At 58.5% G+C, this 17,316-nt stretch carries 17 protein-coding genes and 2 pseudogenes; 10 read left to right on the forward strand and 9 right to left on the reverse strand.

Going from position 1 to position 17,316, the window contains the following annotated elements; all coding sequences use genetic code 11:
* Nucleotides 1–435 carry an aldehyde dehydrogenase family protein gene (locus AC1RRW_RS15505; protein WP_492901766.1) on the reverse strand — a complete coding sequence of 145 codons (435 nt, stop codon included), beginning with the start codon at nucleotides 433–435 and terminating at the stop codon, nucleotides 1–3.
* A pseudogene (locus tag AC1RRW_RS15510) lies at nucleotides 428–1,261 on the reverse strand (aldehyde dehydrogenase family protein); the annotation flags it as partial. The gene AC1RRW_RS15505 and the pseudogene AC1RRW_RS15510, both read right to left, overlap by 8 nt.
* A 1,038-nt stretch (nucleotides 1,262–2,299) precedes the next feature.
* On the opposite strand from AC1RRW_RS15510, the gene AC1RRW_RS15515 reads away from it, so the two are divergent.
* Nucleotides 2,300–2,434, forward strand: a complete 135-nt coding sequence (locus AC1RRW_RS15515) for a hypothetical protein (protein WP_492901657.1) — start codon at nucleotides 2,300–2,302, stop codon at nucleotides 2,432–2,434.
* A gap of 194 nt (nucleotides 2,435–2,628) precedes the next feature.
* Entirely contained in the window at nucleotides 2,629–3,144 is a 516-nt protein-coding gene (locus AC1RRW_RS15520) for a MerR family transcriptional regulator (RefSeq protein WP_492901658.1), read from the forward strand.
* A gap of 128 nt (nucleotides 3,145–3,272) precedes the next feature.
* Here the strand turns inward: AC1RRW_RS15520 and AC1RRW_RS15525 are convergent, their stop codons facing one another.
* Complete coding sequence (locus AC1RRW_RS15525) at nucleotides 3,273–3,992, reverse strand: GlxA family transcriptional regulator (protein ID WP_492901767.1); 720 nt, start codon at nucleotides 3,990–3,992, stop codon at nucleotides 3,273–3,275.
* A 272-nt stretch (nucleotides 3,993–4,264) separates the two neighbouring features.
* Nucleotides 4,265–4,654 carry a hypothetical protein gene (locus AC1RRW_RS15530; RefSeq protein ID WP_492901659.1) on the reverse strand — a complete coding sequence of 130 codons (390 nt, stop codon included), beginning with the start codon at nucleotides 4,652–4,654 and terminating at the stop codon, nucleotides 4,265–4,267.
* 56 nt (nucleotides 4,655–4,710) lie between these two features.
* Between AC1RRW_RS15530 and AC1RRW_RS15535 the strand changes: the two genes are divergently transcribed.
* The 7 genes from AC1RRW_RS15535 (at nucleotide 4,711) to AC1RRW_RS15565 (ending at nucleotide 11,594) form a co-directional block, all read left to right on the forward strand.
* On the forward strand, nucleotides 4,711–5,004 hold the full coding sequence (locus tag AC1RRW_RS15535; protein WP_492901660.1) for a Rieske 2Fe-2S domain-containing protein: 294 nt from the start codon (nucleotides 4,711–4,713) through the stop codon (nucleotides 5,002–5,004).
* Nucleotides 5,005–5,060: 56 nt separating this feature from the next.
* Entirely contained in the window at nucleotides 5,061–6,023 is a 963-nt protein-coding gene (locus AC1RRW_RS15540; protein ID WP_492901661.1) for a heterodisulfide reductase-related iron-sulfur binding cluster, read from the forward strand.
* A 54-nt stretch (nucleotides 6,024–6,077) separates the two neighbouring features.
* The gene (locus tag AC1RRW_RS15545; protein ID WP_492901662.1) at nucleotides 6,078–7,145 is read left to right on the forward strand and encodes an ABC transporter substrate-binding protein; all 1,068 of its coding nucleotides are present in this window, start codon (nucleotides 6,078–6,080) and stop codon (nucleotides 7,143–7,145) included.
* An 81-nt stretch (nucleotides 7,146–7,226) separates the two neighbouring features.
* A complete protein-coding gene (locus tag AC1RRW_RS15550) occupies nucleotides 7,227–8,012 on the forward strand; it encodes an ABC transporter permease (RefSeq protein ID WP_492901663.1) in 786 nt (261 codons plus the stop codon).
* Nucleotides 8,009–8,833: an ABC transporter permease gene (locus AC1RRW_RS15555; protein ID WP_492901664.1), complete on the forward strand. Its 825-nt coding sequence runs from the start codon at nucleotides 8,009–8,011 to the stop codon at nucleotides 8,831–8,833. The genes AC1RRW_RS15550 and AC1RRW_RS15555 overlap by 4 nt, the downstream gene beginning before the upstream one ends.
* 20 nt (nucleotides 8,834–8,853) lie before the next feature.
* Nucleotides 8,854–9,885 carry an ABC transporter ATP-binding protein gene (locus tag AC1RRW_RS15560; RefSeq protein WP_492901665.1) on the forward strand — a complete coding sequence of 344 codons (1,032 nt, stop codon included), beginning with the start codon at nucleotides 8,854–8,856 and terminating at the stop codon, nucleotides 9,883–9,885.
* Nucleotides 9,886–10,031: 146 nt separating this feature from the next.
* Nucleotides 10,032–11,594, forward strand: coding sequence for an amidase (locus AC1RRW_RS15565; RefSeq protein WP_492901666.1), 1,563 nt, complete (start codon nucleotides 10,032–10,034; stop codon nucleotides 11,592–11,594).
* 12 nt (nucleotides 11,595–11,606) lie between these two features.
* Here the strand turns inward: AC1RRW_RS15565 and AC1RRW_RS15570 are convergent.
* A pseudogene (locus AC1RRW_RS15570) lies at nucleotides 11,607–12,549 on the reverse strand (IS630 family transposase).
* Nucleotides 12,550–12,650: 101 nt separating this feature from the next.
* On the opposite strand from AC1RRW_RS15570, the gene AC1RRW_RS15575 reads away from it, so the two are divergent.
* Nucleotides 12,651–13,058: a hypothetical protein gene (locus AC1RRW_RS15575; protein WP_492901667.1), complete on the forward strand. Its 408-nt coding sequence runs from the start codon at nucleotides 12,651–12,653 to the stop codon at nucleotides 13,056–13,058.
* A 554-nt stretch (nucleotides 13,059–13,612) separates the two neighbouring features.
* On the opposite strand, the gene AC1RRW_RS15580 is transcribed toward AC1RRW_RS15575, so the two are convergent.
* The 4 genes from AC1RRW_RS15580 to AC1RRW_RS15595 are packed head-to-tail and all read right to left on the reverse strand — an operon-like array spanning nucleotide 13,613 to nucleotide 17,090.
* Nucleotides 13,613–14,284 (reverse strand): arylsulfatase, encoded by a 672-nt coding sequence (locus AC1RRW_RS15580; RefSeq protein WP_492901668.1) that lies wholly within the window; start codon nucleotides 14,282–14,284, stop codon nucleotides 13,613–13,615.
* Nucleotides 14,281–14,994 carry a substrate-binding domain-containing protein gene (locus AC1RRW_RS15585; protein ID WP_492901669.1) on the reverse strand — a complete coding sequence of 238 codons (714 nt, stop codon included), beginning with the start codon at nucleotides 14,992–14,994 and terminating at the stop codon, nucleotides 14,281–14,283. Before AC1RRW_RS15585 ends, AC1RRW_RS15580 begins: the two co-directional genes overlap by 4 nt.
* 15 nt (nucleotides 14,995–15,009) lie before the next feature.
* Nucleotides 15,010–16,236, reverse strand: a complete 1,227-nt coding sequence (locus AC1RRW_RS15590; RefSeq protein WP_492901670.1) for an alpha-hydroxy acid oxidase — start codon at nucleotides 16,234–16,236, stop codon at nucleotides 15,010–15,012.
* A 41-nt stretch (nucleotides 16,237–16,277) separates the two neighbouring features.
* Complete coding sequence (locus AC1RRW_RS15595) at nucleotides 16,278–17,090, reverse strand: NAD-dependent epimerase/dehydratase family protein (RefSeq protein ID WP_492901671.1); 813 nt, start codon at nucleotides 17,088–17,090, stop codon at nucleotides 16,278–16,280.
* Nucleotides 17,091–17,316: the final 226 nt, after the last annotated feature.

Raw genomic sequence — 17,316 nt, forward strand, 5'->3', positions numbered from 1 at the left:
TCAGTCCAGGTTGATGACGAGGCTCTTCATGAAGGTGTAGTGCTCGATCGTGGCGCGGACGGATTCCCGGCCGTAGCCGCTGGCCTTGACGCCGCCCATCCACTGGTTGGGCTTGAGGTTGAGATAACGGTTGATCCAGATCATGCCCGTTTCCAGGCGGCGCGACAGTTTGTGCGCCCGGTCGAGATCGCGCGTCCATAGGCCGCCGGCGAGGCCGAAGCTCGTGTCGTTGGCCTGGCGGATCATCTCGTCCTCGTCGTCCCATTGGAGCACGCCGGTCACCGGCCCGAAGATCTCCTCCTGCATCACCCGCATCTCGTTCCTGACATTGCCGAGGAGCGTCGGCTGGATGAAGAGCCCGTTTTCCAGGCCGGGGATGTGGGCTCGCTGCCCACCGGCCAGGAAGTGGCGCCTTCCTTCTGCCGAGCTCCAGATAGGAGAGGATCTTGTCGACCTGCACCTTCGACGCCTGAGGTCCCATGACGATGCGCGGGTCGAGCGGAACGCCCTGGGGTACTGCGGCGAGCTTGGCCAGGAAGAGCTCCATGAAGTCGTCGTAGATCTTCTTGTGAACGAAGAGCCGCGAGCCGGCGATGCACATCTCGCCCTTGTTGTAGGTGTTTGCGGTCAGCCGATGTGGCCTTTCCAGGTCCGCATCCTCGCAGATGATATGCGCGGATTTGCCCCCGAGCTCCACGGTTTGAGGAATGATGCTCTGCCCGGCCATCTCGATGATCTTCCAGGCCGTCGCCCGCGAGCCGGTGAAGGCGACCTTGCGGACACGCGGATCGGTCAGGATCGGCTCGCCCAAGGCTTGGCCGTATCCAGTCACGACATTGAGCACGCCCGGCGGCGGCAGGTCGGCGATATCCCGCACAAATTCCATGACCGCAAGGCAGACCACCACCTCGGGGGGCTTCATGACGATGGTGCAGCCGGAGGCAAGCGCCGGCCCAATCTTCATCGTGAACGCGCTCATCGCCACATTCCACGGAATGATCTGGGCGACCACGCCGACAGGCTCGCGATGCGTCAACACGAGGGCATCGGGAAGATCAAAGGTCTCGCCCTTGATCTCGTAGGGAGCGCCCGCATAGGTGTCGAGATGGTTGGCAGCGCGTGAGACGTCGTTGATCGCCTGCGTAATCGGCTTGCCGTTGTTCACGACCTCCATCCTCGCATAGTCGAACACCCGCGCGCGCAGCCTGGCGGCGATCCCATGATCTGCACTGGAGAATATGTCTCTGTCAGCATCACTCATGTGGCCGCCAAAGCCGATGCATTTCGAGCCTCGGAGAAACTCTGCCGCTCGGCTGATGTGAGATCGCCGAAATGAGAGTAGTCGATGGCTGCATTGAACTAAAACATACGTTATGAATTGTTTTTCATCGTTTCTGTTTTCCGCCTCAGATCGATTTATATACGCAACGATCTTGAACAATTTTGAAAGAATATCGTGGTATTCTCAGTCGGTTCCTTGAAAGGTTGGGATATCGTGGTAATGCCCCTCTGGTACGCACAGCACCTGTTCGGCCGGCATTCTGAGTTTTCGTGCTTCAGCTATGTACTCTATTGAAGAAGCAGCGGATTCATCGAGCTTTTGCGCCTCGGAGCGGTGGCCACGGAGGAGGAAGCGTCCGCGCGTAACACGCATGAAGCGAGACGCGGCTCGCACGTGTTTGATGTCCAGACTTAGGCGAGCCTGAATCGACTTCTCTGGAGTGAGGCCGAGGACGTGATCGCCAATGACCTGACACCCTGATCCTCCTCCAGATTTGAGTAGAGTCCGTCACTCACTGATCCGAGACCACTTGCTGGATCGCCGGAAGGTAGAGTTTCCGGCCTTCGATCACGGCGGTGAGCTGGGCATGCCGCCAGGATTTTGCAGCAGGATCGGAGGCTTGTTGCCGATGGCCCCGTGCGGCCGATCCTCGTTATACAACGAGGCTTGAGAACGCCCACGGAACCCAGTTCCGAGAAGTTCTCTACCGGTACCATCCGTGGTTTGGCCGCGAGGTCGGCGTTCATGGCGCCGTGGCGAAGTGCGACGGCATATATTTCCGCTGCGCGGTGGCCGGCGACCATGGGGACCGCGGGCTCGAGGTTTCGGCGTGGATGTTCGAGCGTGCGTCATGTCCTGACGATCTTCGGCTGACGGCGGCCCCATTCGTCAGCCTGGGTGCGCTGGCGGAGCTGTCGGCGCTGCTCGATGGGGCTCTGAAGACGTCCATGGCATCATCGAATGCCCCGCTTTCGGGGGCATTCCGATCCTCTCACGACCAGATTCGGGGAGAGGCCCATGCGAGCGACGACGGCGAACAGCGGCAGGCACAAGCGGCCGCGCGGGCGTCAGCAGATGGATCTGTTCGACAGCGTCAGGCCGAAGGCGGACGGCGCGCCGCTCTGGCCGGAGCTGCCGGAGCGAGCACGCTAGGCGCTGACCGAGTTGATGGCACGGCTGATCCTCGCTCACGCCGCCACAGCCGTTCCGCTTCCCACAAAGGAGGCCGGCGATGATCTCTGAGAAGGTCCGGCCTCATCACCTGGAACGCAAGGCGATCCTATATGTGCGCCAGTTCTCCGCCCACCAGGTGCTGCACAATCGCGAGAGCAGCGCGCTGCAATGCCATGCGGGACCGCCTGACCGCGCTGGGATGGTCGCAGGTCGAGGTGATCGACGATGATCTCGGCCGTTCCGCTGCGGAACTCGGCAGCGCGCGTCAGGCGCTGTGCTGGCTGCACGAACATGATCTCGACCTGCCCGTGAAGCAGCGCAACGGCGATACGATCTGGCGCCGGCCGAACTATGCGTCCATCCACCGGGTCATCGCGAACCCGATCTACCGGATCCCTGTGTTCAAGCCCGCGGCCGATGGCGTCGAGCCCTGGCTCAATCCCACCGACGCCGCCAAGCTCCTCAAGGTCTCGACCAGGACGCTCAGGCTTGCAGCTGAAGCCGGCGAGATCGAAGCGATCCATCCCCCTGCCCGACGGACCCTGGGTCTTCGCGCGCGCTGCTCTTGCCACAGATGCCGCCCAATCCATCACCACACGGGCGCGGCAGAACCCAAAATACCCCGCAGGATCGCCGCCCGCACAGCAAAACCTCTTCTCTTCAATCACATAGCCAGATGGATGTTCTGATGCGCGGTTGTAGTATCTGAGCCAAGCCTCCATCTTTTCGGCCGCATCCGCAACCTCAGCCGACCTCACGCCGGCATCGGCCACATCAACCCCTGTCAAGGACTGAACAACCTTCATGGAAACGACAGCTAGCTCTGCATCCGACGTCGTTCCCGCGGGCTAACTCCAAACATTGCCGTAAAGGAGCGAGAGAAATGCGCGGCGCCTACAAAGCCCGTCAAAACACCGATCTGGATGACTGAAAGCGCGCTCTGCCGCAAAAGCTCATCCGCCTTAGCGAGACGCATTCGTCGGTAAAAGTCCATCGTCGACATTCCGAGACGCGCGCGGAACAGGCGCTGCAGTTGTCTCACGCTGCCGCCAGACAGCGTGGCCAACTGTTCAGGCGAAAGGGGGTCAGCGAGATGACTTGACATTAGGTCAACGGCTGCCGCCAGCATGGGATGCTTTAGATGATGCCGCTCGGAAGCTGGCGATCTTTGTGGCTCGTCAGCGGTACGGAGCCGGGGATGAATGAACCAGTCGCTTACTGAATGTGCGAAAGCCGAGCCGTGATCGGCGGCCATCAGAGTACACATCATATCTAGCGAGGAGACGCCGCCCGCGCAGGTGCAGCGATCACGGTCAATGACATAGAGATCGCGTTCGATCAGTAAGTCCGACCGAAACTCACTCAACGCGTCGATGTAAGCCCAATGGACGGTGAAGCGCCGACCGTCCATCAAACCAGCCTTCGCCAATATGGCGGCCCCCCCGGAGATTCCCCCAAGGCGTACTCTCGCAGCTTGTAGTGCCCTTAAACCGCGGTCCAAAGCGGGATTGCTATACAGCATCGGGTTGCCTCCCATGACAACTAAAGCGAGGTCAAGCCACCTACCTGCTTCTGCAAGAGGGCGGGTTTCGAAGCCCCCGCCGGAGGTGGAAGCCACGAAGCCGCCCTTAACGGAAAAAAAGCTGCAGCGATATAGCTCACACTCCGCCAGCTGATTAGCCGCCCTTAATGGCTCTACCGCCGACGCGAGCGATATGAGCGGATAGCCCGCCGCTAGAATAAAGCCAATCTGCCGCGGTTCTGGGGCAGCTGCTGACGGGGCTGGATCTGTCACGGGAGATTGCCATCCTAGTCATGGTAACCGATCGACGGCAAGAAAGTAGCACCGACGGCTGGATTAGGCAAGAATATGGCCGATATGAGCAAGTTTGACACGAGCAGCAGCGGTACCAATGTTGCCTTGAAATAATTCAACGAAGAGCGGACGCCGGCGCGGACTTTGTGTGAGAGAAACCTTTGCCGCGCGGCGAAATCCCTCAAACGAGAGAATTCCGGCAAATCGAAATGATAACGCGGATGATATTTCGTATACCATATCACCAGCCTCTTGCGCAGGCTGGAGCAAAAATCCAGAGCCTCTCCGCTTGGCCGGTGATAGGGGAATGCCGGGTCCTGGAGGAGCTTCGGCTGGTCCGAGGCGACGTTGCCCAGTCCCAGGATCGCATTGGGGCGAAGCATGGGATCAGGCGGGGCCAGCTGTGAAGGGTGAGTGGATCGAGTTAGGTTCAGTCACGATGTTCGAGGCGCCTGCAACCTACATATCCAAAGGGGAGGACAGCTTTCTCGTCTATCGGGATGCGTCAGGGAATATAAGCGTTTTTAGCGCCAAATGCCCACATAAGGCGGTCCGCATGAGACCCCACGAAGTCTGCGAGGCAAGGATAGCATGCGCCCTCCACGGCTGGATATTTGACCTCGCCTGGGGAGGCCGCGAAGTGCACGGGTGCGCAGATCCCCGCGGCAATCTTGCGAAATTGACTACGTACATCGCCGAGGTGCGGGATGGGATTGTCCACATAAGAACTTAACGTGGGCGCCCGGCCGGACCCTAGAGCATCGATCAAAAATTTCAGAGGAAATCGCAATGGGGAAATGTGCAGTCAATTACATTTCGCACTACGAACCTATTCGCACTCTGACGAGGCTGTTTTCGCCTCCGGGGTTTAACTATGAAATCTATCCACCTAAAACGACAAAGCCGGGCGGAATCGTTTTTCACGTCTCGTGCAACACATTGCTTATGCCGCATATCGCCTTTTTGGCGCAAGAAGTATTCAAGGCACTGAAAGTTGAATTCATTACGCTTAGTGGGCCTGAGCACTGCTGCGGAGGGCCACATTTCGCCAACGCAGACGACGATTTGGAGCTCCAGGTCACTAGTCTGACACTCAATAGTTTCAGACAAGCTCGACCAGCAGATGCTGTGTCGACGTGCCCCGATTGCGACAATCATCTAGGCAAGCATAAGCGCCCCCATCATCAATTCGGTCATAAGAACCTCGTTGAGGAATTGGGCGACCGCATCAACGACTTGAAGCCGTTGATGATCAATACGGTCCCCCGCAAAGTTGTTGTCCATGCGCATCATGATGAGCCGAGTCGGCAGCGCGATGCCATCAGCCTGAATAAAATTCTCCGGCAAATTCCTGGCCTTGAGATTATCGAAGCAACGGCTGCCGATGGGAAGGGCAACCATTGCCGGATGTCGAGGGGGCGCTATGAAACTACCGTATCAGACGAGCATTCGAGGAAAATGTTCGACGAGATGGTTTGCCTTGGGGCTGATACATTGGCTGTCCCTTACCACGGTTGTTACCGTGAACATTGCCCCCGTGAGGCGGAGTACTCCATCGAAGTAAAGCATTACCTGTCGCTAGTAGCAGAGGCGATTGGGATCCCGGCCCCGGAAGAAACATTCAAGAAGGTGCGGTTGGCGGCGGGAACAGAAGATGCCTTGGCAATCTTGAGGCCCCGCATGGAGGAGTTGGGGGTCGGCGAGGAAGCAGCCCGCTTTGCGATCGAAAGGGCTATTTATCGCATCTACTGATACATACATCAGCAAAGAACGTGTCTTGCGCTTCAAAAAAGAAAGGGGATTAATATGAATCGCGATAGCAAGTATCGTAAGCCACTGCATCGGCGACAAGTTTTGAAGACGGCTGTTTGGGCTGCAGCCCTACTGGGGGTCGGCACCCAAACTGTTCAATCGGCCGATAACTCGGTGGTTTTTGCCGGATGGGGTGGAAGTATACAGAAGGCGCAACGCCAAGTTTTCTTCGATAGTTTCGAGAAGGAAACTGGAATTAAGGTTATCGATGTTGCAGATCTCCAGCTCGCAAAAATCAAGGCAATGGTGGACAGTAAGAACGTCCAATGGGACGTCGTGGAAGCTCTTGGAGACTGGATTCCGCAAGGAGAGAGGCAGAATCTATGGGAACCACTTGATTACAGTGTAATCAAACATACCGGAGTTGCTGGTGAATTGGTTCAGAAAAGCGGAATTGCTGTTTCAACCTATGGAATTATTCTGGCGTACAACAAGCAAGCGGTGAAGCGAGCACCAACCGGCTGGGCTGATTTCTGGAACGTAAAGGACTTCCCGGGCCGCCGCGGGATGGTCGATCAGCCGCGTTACACGCTTGAAGTAGCTCTGCTCGCAGATGGTGTCGAGCCAAAGGATCTGTATCCGCTTGACATGGATCGTGCGTTCAAGAGCCTGGATCGAATAAAGAATGACATTCATGTCTGGTGGAAGCAATGGCCCCAGCCTCCGATGCTCTTAAGTTCACAAGAGCTTGCGATGTCGCTCATTTCGCATACACGTATCGTTTTGGCGCAGAAGGAGGAGAAAGTTCCCCTGGAGATCGTTTGGAAACAGGGTCTTATGACTGTAGATGTCCTTGCAGTTCCGAGGGGATCCCCGCGTAAAGAAAGCGCGATGAAGCTGATTAACTGGATGATGGATCCAAAGCGGCAGGCCGAGCTGGCAAAGGTGGCCAGCATCGGTCCAGCGAGCACGGCAGCGTTCCAATATCTAACGCAGCAGGAACTCGAAGTACTCCCGATCTATTATTTCCAGAAGGGCGAAATGCGCTCACTCGATTACAATTGGTGGACGGAGAATGAGGCGCGTGCCATCGAAAGATGGAATACCTGGAAGCTTCGTTAATACATAGGTTCTGATCAGAGCAGTTTAATGACTAGAACGAAAGTCCCCGTTCCCCTAGTTTTGCTTGCCCCTGCGTGCATTTTGCTGACGTTCGTTTTTGTGATTCCAATTGGACTGCTTCTGTCCCAGAGCGTTTTCGATCCGGAATTTTCACTGCGGCATTATGAGAAGATATTCATAGTGCCACAGTACTTTCAGGTGTTGCTAATCAGCTTTCAAATTGCAGCGTTGTCGACGATTGCTAGCTTGGCGTTGGGCTACCCTCTTGCGTATTTCATTTCGCAGGCGGATTCGACCGCTCGATCGGTTGCACTTGCGATCATTTTGCTTCCATTTTGGACAAACATACTCGTTCGTTGTTACGCTTGGATGATCATTTTGCAAACCAAGGGACTTATAAATTTAACGTTAGTTGACTGGCTTCAGATCATTCCAACGCCGATCCCCATGGTTTACAACTTACCGGGCGTTATAGTCGGTATGGTCCATTACCTTCTGCCGCCGGCAGTACTCATTATCGACAGCGTTATGAGGACGATCGATCCTAGATTGATTGCTGCAGGGTCCAGTTTGGGGGCTAGGCCTAAGCAGGTATTCTGGAGGATCTTTTTTCCTCTGACATTGCCTGGGCTCAGGGCGGCCGGACTGCTGACGTTCATAATGGGGCTGGGCTTCTTTGTAACGCCAGCGCTACTTGGCGGTCGATCGGACATAACAATCGCTATGCTAATAAATGTCGAGTTTACCGAGCTTACCAACTGGGGTTTTGGTTCTGCTCTAGCGGTTCTGCTCCTGGTTGTTACACTGATCGGCCTCTATTTCTACTATCTTGCTCAGCCGAACCGAAGGATCGCCAATTTTCAATGAAAACGCAATCCGCACCTCTTCGCATTGGAATGTTCACACGGCTGGTGGCTGGTTTCGGATTCGTATTCCTTCTGGCTCCCTTGCTCGTCGTTGTGCCAGTTTCGTTCGGACGCTCATCACTGATGCAGTTTCCACCGAAGGAGTTCTCTCTCCGCTGGTACCAGGCTCTGTTTTCTGATCAACAGTGGCTCGCCGCAACGGCAAATAGCATACGAATTGCTGCGGTAGTGGCAGTGATATCGACCGTGTTAGCCACCGCGGCCGCAATAGGGTTGACGAGGTTCAATTTTCGTGGCCGGGCCGTGGTTCAAGCCCTAGCAATTTCTCCGCTGATTGTTCCCGTAATCATCACGAGTGTTGGTCTATATTTCTTGTTTTCGAAACTCGGTATGACTGGCACGACCACATCGCTAATCGTAGGCCACGTTATCGTTAGCTTTCCTTACGGTATGATCGTGATCACGGCTGCTCTCGAACGCTTCGATCCACGATTGGAGCAGGCGGCCATGAGCCTCGGCGCGGGACCGTTGGTGACTTTCTGGCGCGTTACGTTGCCGATAGTCCGACCAGCGATTGTTATCGCTGGGCTCTTTGCATTCCTCATTTCATTCGATGAAGTCGTGATCGCGATATTCCTTTCGGGACCCGAGACGACAACTGTACCGAAGAAAATGTGGGATGGGATTCGCTTCGATCTAGATCCAACGTTGGCAGCTGTGTCGACAATCTTGATCGGCTTCTCATGTCTAATTGTAATCACGACCGAGCTGCTACGCCGCAGTATGGAGCGCAGAAAAGCCACGTCTGGAGTCCATCAGTGAACCGAAATTTGAATGAAGTCATGCTGCAGTTGCACCAGGTCGAAAGAAATTTCGGCAGTGTCCGGGCAATTAATAATTTGTCTCTCGAAGTGCGGCGGGGAGAGTTTGTCACGCTGCTGGGCGCGAGCGGTTCGGGTAAGTCCACTACTTTGCTCGTAATTGCCGGCTTCCAGCGGCCGGACAGCGGGAAGATTTGTATCAACGGAGTGGATCTAACCCAGGTACCTCCTTATGAAAGAAACATTGGCGTTGTCTTTCAACACTATGCCCTCTTCCCGCATCTGACAGTCGAAAAAAATATCGCTTTCCCGCTCGAGATGAGGCATGGGACCAAGGAACAGATCAAGCGTCGGGTTTCCCAAATGCTTGAGCTTGTCCAGCTTAGCGGCTTTGGGCATCGTAAGCCAGACGAACTGAGCGGGGGTCAACAACAACGTGTTGCTCTCGCGCGTGCACTTTCGTTCGAGCCGCCGGTACTTCTTCTTGACGAGCCGTTGGGTGCTCTAGACAAGAATCTTCGAGAAGACATGCAGCGGGAAATCCGAGCAATACAGCTGGAGCTTGGTATTACCACTATTTCCGTAACGCATGATCAGCAAGAAGCCCTGACGATGTCTGACCGGGTGGTTGTTATGCAGAAAGGAAGCATCGCTCAAGTTGGCACTCCAACGGAGGTTTACGAGAAGCCCGCTAGCAAGTTCGTGGCCGAATTCATGGGCGCTTCAAACGTGATCGATCCTGATACGGCTGTGCGACTTATCGGCGGAGATGCTGGGTTTAAATTGCAACATTGCGGTGGAGTTGTTGTTCGTCCCGAGAGGCTCAGCTTGGCTAAGGCAAATGGTCGGAGCGCGCACCCATCCGTGGAGGGCCGAGTCACAAGCGCGATATACCTGGGAGATCAGTGGCGATTTCATGTGGAGATGCCGGATGCAAAGGTTTTGCTGGCAACGCAACTCAATGAAGGTTTGAAGCCGTTTGAAACTGGAGAAAACGTTCAGATCTCCTGCCGCGCCGTGGATGCGTGGGTAATCCCAGGTGGCGCGAGCTAGATATTCGCCGAGTTATAATGATTCGGCGGGCGAATTTTGCTGCGCTGAATGTTTACGATTGTAGGCGTTGTGCGTAACGCGGCGCGCGAAAGCGGCGCACCGACTGTCGGTTATTCATTAAAGAGCCTAACTAGGGAGTTAGTTCTATGGATGCGCCAATTGGCAACAGAGCATCGCCAACACGCGGAATCCCTTTGGGAAAGTTGACGGTCCAAGACGTCCATAATGGAATGGCGGATGGACGATTTACTTGTGAGGATCTCGTTCGGCGATGCCTTGATTTCATCGATCGTCACAATACCGAGTTCAATGCAATCATTACGCCAAATCCCGAAGCCTTGGCGTCCGCGCGAGACTTGGACCGGAGACGGAGGGCAGGGGAGGTCCTGGGGCCGTTGGCGGGCGTTCCGGTCGTGGTTAAGGATCCGATGGACATGGCAGGGTTGCCGACTACAGCGGGGTGGAAGCTGCTTTGTGCAGCGCGTGGTGGGGTTTCGCTCGTACCGTCGGCTGACGCCCCTGTGGTAGAAAGGTTGCGCAGAGCGGGCGCGATCATTCTCGGCAAAACCAATGTGCCGGTATTAAGCCATTCGGGCAGCCACGCCAATGATAGCTGGGCTGGTCCTACAATTAATGTGGTCATTCCTGACCGTGTGCCAGGCGGAAGCAGCGCAGGTACGGCTGCAGCGGTAGCTTCGGGGATGGTGGTTCTGGGATTGGCAGAAGAAACGGGGGGATCTATCCAGAATCCCGCTTCGGCTCAGGATCTTGTCGGGATTAAGCCCACGATCGGGTTAGTACCAAATTCCGGGGTCGTGCCGCTTTCGGGGAATCGAGACGTCGTAGGACCGATCGCGCGAAACGTTCGCGACGCAGCGCTTTGCTTGGATGTGTTAGCGGGTTACTGCTCCGAGGATCCTAAGACTCTTGCTGCAGTCGGAAAGCGGCCACCGGGTGGCTACACGTCGAAGTTGTCGGACGAAGCGCTTAATGGAAAGCAGCTAGGTCTTTACGGGAGCGGATGGCGGAACCAACCTCTTTCAGAAGAAACTTTGCTCATTTACGAGCGCGCGAAAGAGGAGCTCAAGTCCTGCGGTGCGACCTTGGTGGAAGATCCATTTGCAGGATCCGGCTTCGCTGATCTGAGACGGCCAACGCCACCGCTCGAGAATTTCGACGCCACGGGGTTCGAGTCACTGCCGTACGATCTGCAGAATTACCTTCAACGGCATGGAGGCCCCAAAGTTTTCGCAGATTTCTCCGAGTTTTCTAAGGCGACAGAAAGTGAAAACCCATTTGGCCCGAAGGGCGTTTTAAGCTTTATGCCAAGCTTACCGCAATTCCATGCGGCACTTTCAGATCCATCCCGGCCGCCGGATCTATCTGATTTTATTGCTCGGAAGGAACAATATATCAATATATTTGACTCTGTTATGGATGAAAACGATCTCGATGCGATGGTGTTTCCGCAGATGCGTGAAGAACTTCCACCGTTAAAGGGTAAGCGCCCAATTCAAGAAACTACGGTCGGCGAGATCAACATCGCTGGACTGCCAGGGGTGAATGTGCCGGCCGGCTATTATGCTTCCGGCGCCCCCTTTAGCCTGATTTTTGTTGGAAAGCTTTGGAGCGAGCCCGAGTTGCTTGCTTACGCTTTCGCATACGAGTCGGCGACAAGGCATCGGCGTACCGTGGAGCTGAAGAGCTAGAGCGTTTCCGGTTTAATCCGGATCATATCCAGCGGCTTTGAAGTAGTTTGCGCATTCGGTCGGCGAGAAGAGGTCGACGATAGCGCCGACCGCGTCCCACAAGGCCCTGATGGAGCGCTCCGCTCTGGCTCGCAGGATGGCCTTCAGCTTGGCGAAGGCGTTCTCGATCGGGTTCATGTCCGGGCTGTAGGGCGGCAGGAAGGACAGCGTCGCGCCCGCGCGTTCGATCGCCTCGCGGACGCCGGCCGGCTTGTGGCGGGCAGGTTGTCCATGACGACGATGTCGCCGGGCTTCAGCGTCGGAACGAGAACCTGCTCGACATAGGGGAGGAAGACGACGCCGTTCATGGCGCCGTCGTAGACGAAGGGCGCCGTCATGCCGCCGAGGCGCAGGGCTCCGGCGAAGGTGGTCGTCTTCCAATGTCCGTGAGGAATGCCGGCCCGACAGCGCTCGCCGCGCGGGTCGCGGCCACGCAGGCGGGCCATCTTGGTGGACAGGCCGGTCTCGTCGATGAAGACGAGGCGCTGGGGATCGAGCTCGGGCTGAGCCTCGAACCAATCCCGGCGCCGCTTCAGGACGTCGGGGCGCTCCTGTTCCAATGCATGGGCGGACTTTTTTTGAACGTCCAGCCCCGCCCGCGAAGCCAGGCGCTCAACGCGCTGCGGCGGATGGAGACGGTGCGTTCGGCCAGGAGCCGGGCCGACATCTCGTGCAGCGTGATGTCCCGACGCTCCTCGATCAGAGCGACGATGAAGGCCTCATGCGCATCAAGGCTCGAGCCGCGACGCCTGCCTTGTGCCCGCGCGGCCAACTCTCCCGTCCTGGCTCGCGAAATCCATCGGATCGCCGTCGAAATCCCGACGCCAAACCGCCCAGCCGCCTGACGGGCTGAGAAACCGTCCGACGAAGCCTTCACGACACGCACACGAAGATCGTCACTCAGAGCTCGCGCCATCGCCAACCTCCTTCAACACGGAGGTTGAATCAGCCGAAGCTGCGCTCGTCACATCACAATCGATTCAACGATCAGCGGAACTGCTCGAGTTCACCCGCGAGATGAACCGGCTCCGCATGGAGGGGCGGGCATCGATCGACTCGGCCGAGGCCGAGGTGAAACAGATTGACCAGGAACTCGATACGCTGCTCAACCTTATCCTGAAAGGTGGAGCGGCCATCGTCTCAATGAGAAAGATGGTGACGCTGGAGCACCGTCGAAAGGAGCTGAAGGCATTCCTGCAAGAGGCGGAGGAGCAGCCGCCCCTCCTGCATCCGAACATGGCTCACCATTACCATGTCCAGGTCGAAGAGCTATACGCGGCGCTTCAGGAGGATTCTGAGGCCAAGCGGATGACTGCCGCCGACCTTATCCGATCCCTCGTGCGGGACATCATCCTGACGCCGGAGGACGATGAACTGAAGATCGACGTGCGCGGCGATCTCGCTGGAACCTCGCGATTTCCCTGAAAAGCAAACGGCCCGCCGGGGGGGGGCGATCGCAAGTTGCGATGGTTGCGGGGGCCAGCTTTCATCATTACTTGCGCTGGGCGCAAGTAATGATAGTTGCAGGTTCGAAGGGCGATGCTCACCCTTCTTCCCTATCGCTTCACCCTAACATTTTCCAAGCTCTCGCAGCGCGCGGATGATGGGCTCTTTAACGCCACGGCATAGACAGATCCAATCGGACGGATGCCAGACGCACGCTACACCTGCTCTTTTGGAATGTAGCCCCGCTCCCAAGGTGTTGGCTGTCCGGCCAGTTCGTCCATTTCCTGAACCGGCGCGACCTGCGCAGACAAGGTCAAGCAGAATTCCGCAAATTCCTCCGCTCTTTATGCGGTGAATAGAGTGCTGAGTTTGTGTCATGTGGAGTGCCGAGGAGCTACTGTTGGCCCGTTGCGGACGCTCGGAAGGTCCGCTTCCGGGCGCTTCCGATTACCGATGCCTTGTAGCCGGGAACGGCTTATTGCAGACGCTCGGAAGCACCGCTTCCTAGCTGCTCACGGTGCGCTTGCTTCGTATCAGAAAGGCCTATCGAGCAAACTGCGCATGCGTTGGACTGCGGCATTGGGCGCAGTCAGGATAGGCTTGGCGAGTTGTCGACGCACCGCAGCAGCCGCCAGCGACGTCGAAAAGTGCGCGAGCATAACAGCATCGAACCCGGCCATGTCCGGGGCGCGCTCGGCCAGGAGCCGATCATGGGTCGCGCGATCGCCACTCTTTAGTGCCGCAATGGCGTGGTCGATCAGCACGGTCGTCAGGGTCGCACCGGGATTGATGCGCCGCGCTACATTGGCGAATTCCTCCTCCATCGTCGCGATCGAGGGGGCGAAGGTGGCGAGCATGCCGATATGGTCGCCATGGGCGAAGGCCGCCTCGAACATCGCCTCGTTCGGCTTCACGACCGGGATGGGTAGCTCGTCCGCCATGCGCTCGATCGCCGGGCCGAAGGCCGAGCAGGTCACCAGAATGCCGTTCGCGCCGATGCGATGGGCATAGCGACCAAAGGCCACGAAGCGCTCGATCAGCTCTTCCGACAACTCTTCCCCGCATTTTGCGCGGTCGATGCTGAGACCGTCGTCGAGCAGGTTGACCGTTTCGGCCTCGGGCCAGTCTTCCGCGAAGGCGGCAAGCACAGGAGCCATCGCAACGGGTGTCGCGTGGAACAGGACGATGCGCGGCGCAGCGGTCATGATTCCTGTCCCCTGTATACCGGCTCGCAGGGAACCAGACCGGAGTTTCGGTAAGTGTTGCGCGCCGCCTCGGATGTCAGCGCCTGCAGCAGGCGCTCCGTTTCGGCGCGTCGGGGCGATGCTGTCAGCACCGCTGCTTCGAAACGCGTCGCCGATTGCAGCTCCACCGGGAACGGACCGACGATCTGCACCTCCGGAACCATCAGCAGCTCGCTGATCTGCTGGACCGCGAGATCCGCTTCGCCGCTCACTATCTTGCGGGCGGTGAAACCGGCGGGGATGACCGTCGCGCGCGAGCGGATAGCTTCGGCGATGCCGAGCCGTTCGATCAAGCCTTCGAAATAGATGCCGCTGGCGCCGGCGCGCGAATAAGCCACGGAGCGCGCCGCCAGCAAGGCCTGCCGGAAGGCAGCGGCTGTGGCGATCTCGGGTCTGGGAGCGCCCGCCGAGACCGCAACACCCAGCACTGCATCAGCGAGCGGACGGATGCTGGCCCGATCGACCACCGCCCCGGCGGCCAGCTTGCCGATCGCCTCGTCGGTGAGGATGACGATGTCGGCGCTCTTCCCCTCGGCCAGGGCCTTCATGATGATGGTCGTCGGCTCCCACACGACATCGACGGCGATGCCGTTGGCGGCCTCGAAGGCTGGCAATACGTTTCCTTCCAGCGCGCCTCGCAAGGCGATGCCGCTCATGATCTTCAAGGTCATCAGTCCTCCCTGGGGTCAGCGCAGCTTGACGAGATAGTCGGCGGAGAGCTCGACGAGCTCGTTCAGGCCAAGCAGGGCCATGTTGCGATCGACTTCTTCCGCCAGGATGTTCGCCGCATGCCGCACGCCGTCGACGCCGGCCAGAGCCGCCGCGAAAAGGAAGGGGCGCCCGACGAAAACGGCCTGCGCACCGAGTGCGAGAGCCTTGAGCACGTCCGTGCCACGCCGGATGCCGCCATCGATCATCAGCGTGATGCCGGGAACGGCGGCACGGATCTGCGGCAGCATCCGGAGAGGCGCGACGGCATGGTCGAGCTGACGGCCGCCGTGATTGGTCAGGATCACGCCGTCGACGCCGATGTCGCGAGCGCGCGTGACATCGGAGACGGCCAGCAGTCCCTTGAGAACGAGATGGCCCGGCCAGAGGCGGCGTATCAACTCGATGTGCTGCCATGTGAAGCGATCGCGATCGCTGAAGTTGCGCCCCAGGCCCCGCGAGAACATCGGTGGGCCGCGCTCGGCATCCATGTTCTCGAAATGCGGCATGCCGTGACGCAAGAATGTCCGGCCGAGCGTCTGCAGGAGCCAGCGCGGATGTAGGGCGCAGTCCAACGTCACCCGGGGCGTGATGCGGATCGGCATGCTGTAGCCGCTGCGCAGATTATTCTCGCGATTGCCCGGCACCGGCGTATCGGTCGTGACGACCAAGGTGCGGAATCCGGCCCTGCCCACCCGCTCGACCATGGCGTGGATCCGCGCTTCGTCGCCTGCGAAATAGGCCTGGAACCAGGTCGAGGGGTATAGACGCTGTACCTCTTCCAGCCGGATCAGCGAGGTCGCACTCATGATCATTGGCAGGCCGACTCCGCGTGCCGCCTCCGCCAGGACGAGATCGCCGCGATAGGCGGCGATCGCAGAACCGCCCATGGGCGCGATGCCGAACGGGCCAGCATAGTCGGTCCCCAGCAGGGTCACGCGCTGCTGGCGGTGCGAGACGTCGCGCAGTGTCCGCGGAAGGAAGGCGTAGTCGCGATACGCCTCGGCTGCATCGCGAAATGCGGCGCCACGTTCGACCGCGCCCGAAATATAGCCATAGATCATGCGCGGCAGCAGACTGCGGCCGGCGCGATCAAGATCGTCCAAGGACAGGATATGCCGGAGCCGGCGCAGCTGAGACGGCGGCAGCCGCGCCGGCAGCGACTCGTTCGCAATGCCGGCCGTTTCGGTGTGTGATGAGGTCATCGGGGTATCCGTTCCGTCCTGGCCGTGGCGCCGTTCGCCCGCTAGTCGATCGTCTCGGGCGAGCCCTGGAATTCGGCCGAGCAGAATGGGCCGCCTTGGAACAGGGCGGCGACCTCGTCCTCTTCCATCGCCTCCGGCGGCAGCTCGGCGGCGAAAGCCTCGGCATCGTCGAGCGGCGTGAAGCCGATACGGGCGGCGCCCGGATTGTCGTACCAGACACGGCGATTGGCCGAGACGGCATAGACCGTCTCGAAATGGATCCCCGACGCGTTCAGGCAGCACAGCGCCAGCCGGCCCATATCGGCGGGGCTCAGCCAAAGGCTCAGCATCCGCCGGTTGGTCGGACATGGCCGGAACTGGCCGATACGCAGGTTGATGGTCTCGATCCGGTATTTGTCCGCGTACAGGCGTGCCAGCGCTTCGGCGAAGACCTTGCCGACGCCGTAGCGTGAATCCGGCCTCAGCGGCTCGTCCGGCCCGGTCCGCAGAACGCGCCGTCGAAAGCCCAGGACATGGTTGGAGCTGGCGAGGATGACGCGCCCGACGCCCTGGCGCCGAGCACCTTCGTAAACATTGAAGGTGCCATCGATATTGTTGCCACGGATCGCCTCCCAGCTGTCCTCGAGCGGCAAGCCGCCGAAATGGAAGACCATATCGATTCCCGCCAGCGCGCGCTCCACGGCGGCGGCGTCGCGCAGGTCGCAGCGGACGATCTCCTCATTATCGGCAGCGGTAGCGATGTCGACGATGTCGGCCGATCGCAGCAGGCGGCAATGGGGCGCCAGCGCTGTCCGCAGGGTCGCTCCGATCGCTCCGGCTGCGCCGGTAATCAGGACAGCTTTCTGGTGAGTCATGGCGAGGCCCGAATGGGGAGGCGGCGCCCTCCGAACGACCCCGGCCGCACGGTGTCGATGGGCTTCGCAGGTTAATGGATCGCAAGAAAGTAAACGCTTTCAAGAAAGCTAGGAGGCCAATTCGCACATGTCAAGCCAACCGCTCCATTAATGCTGGATTTCCTTCCATTTTCGCTCGCGAGCGAAGCATTGGCGCGCGAATGAATGTAAGCGATTTCCGATTTTT

Source organism: Allobosea sp. GW821-FHT12C12 (genome assembly GCF_058807355.1).

What these genes read in the sequence shown, in the direction of transcription:
- AC1RRW_RS15525 (WP_492901767.1), bottom strand. Translation starts at nt 3,992, where the DNA reads ATGGGAGGCAACCCGATGCTGTATAGCAATCCCGCTTTGGACCGCGGT.
- AC1RRW_RS15520 (WP_492901658.1), top strand. Translation starts at nt 2,629, where the DNA reads ATGCGGGACCGCCTGACCGCGCTGGGATGGTCGCAGGTCGAGGTGATC.
- AC1RRW_RS15560 (WP_492901665.1), top strand. Translation starts at nt 8,854, where the DNA reads ATGCTGCAGTTGCACCAGGTCGAAAGAAATTTCGGCAGTGTCCGGGCA.
- AC1RRW_RS15535 (WP_492901660.1), top strand. Translation starts at nt 4,711, where the DNA reads ATGTTCGAGGCGCCTGCAACCTACATATCCAAAGGGGAGGACAGCTTT.
- AC1RRW_RS15590 (WP_492901670.1), bottom strand. Translation starts at nt 16,236, where the DNA reads ATGACCTCATCACACACCGAAACGGCCGGCATTGCGAACGAGTCGCTG.
- AC1RRW_RS15540 (WP_492901661.1), top strand. Translation starts at nt 5,061, where the DNA reads ATGGGGAAATGTGCAGTCAATTACATTTCGCACTACGAACCTATTCGC.
- AC1RRW_RS15585 (WP_492901669.1), bottom strand. Translation starts at nt 14,994, where the DNA reads ATGACCTTGAAGATCATGAGCGGCATCGCCTTGCGAGGCGCGCTGGAA.
- AC1RRW_RS15595 (WP_492901671.1), bottom strand. Translation starts at nt 17,090, where the DNA reads ATGACTCACCAGAAAGCTGTCCTGATTACCGGCGCAGCCGGAGCGATC.
- AC1RRW_RS15555 (WP_492901664.1), top strand. Translation starts at nt 8,009, where the DNA reads ATGAAAACGCAATCCGCACCTCTTCGCATTGGAATGTTCACACGGCTG.
- AC1RRW_RS15545 (WP_492901662.1), top strand. Translation starts at nt 6,078, where the DNA reads ATGAATCGCGATAGCAAGTATCGTAAGCCACTGCATCGGCGACAAGTT.
- AC1RRW_RS15530 (WP_492901659.1), bottom strand. Translation starts at nt 4,654, where the DNA reads ATGCTTCGCCCCAATGCGATCCTGGGACTGGGCAACGTCGCCTCGGAC.
- AC1RRW_RS15575 (WP_492901667.1), top strand. Translation starts at nt 12,651, where the DNA reads ATGAACCGGCTCCGCATGGAGGGGCGGGCATCGATCGACTCGGCCGAG.
- AC1RRW_RS15580 (WP_492901668.1), bottom strand. Translation starts at nt 14,284, where the DNA reads ATGACCGCTGCGCCGCGCATCGTCCTGTTCCACGCGACACCCGTTGCG.
- AC1RRW_RS15515 (WP_492901657.1), top strand. Translation starts at nt 2,300, where the DNA reads ATGCGAGCGACGACGGCGAACAGCGGCAGGCACAAGCGGCCGCGCGGG.
- AC1RRW_RS15565 (WP_492901666.1), top strand. Translation starts at nt 10,032, where the DNA reads ATGGATGCGCCAATTGGCAACAGAGCATCGCCAACACGCGGAATCCCT.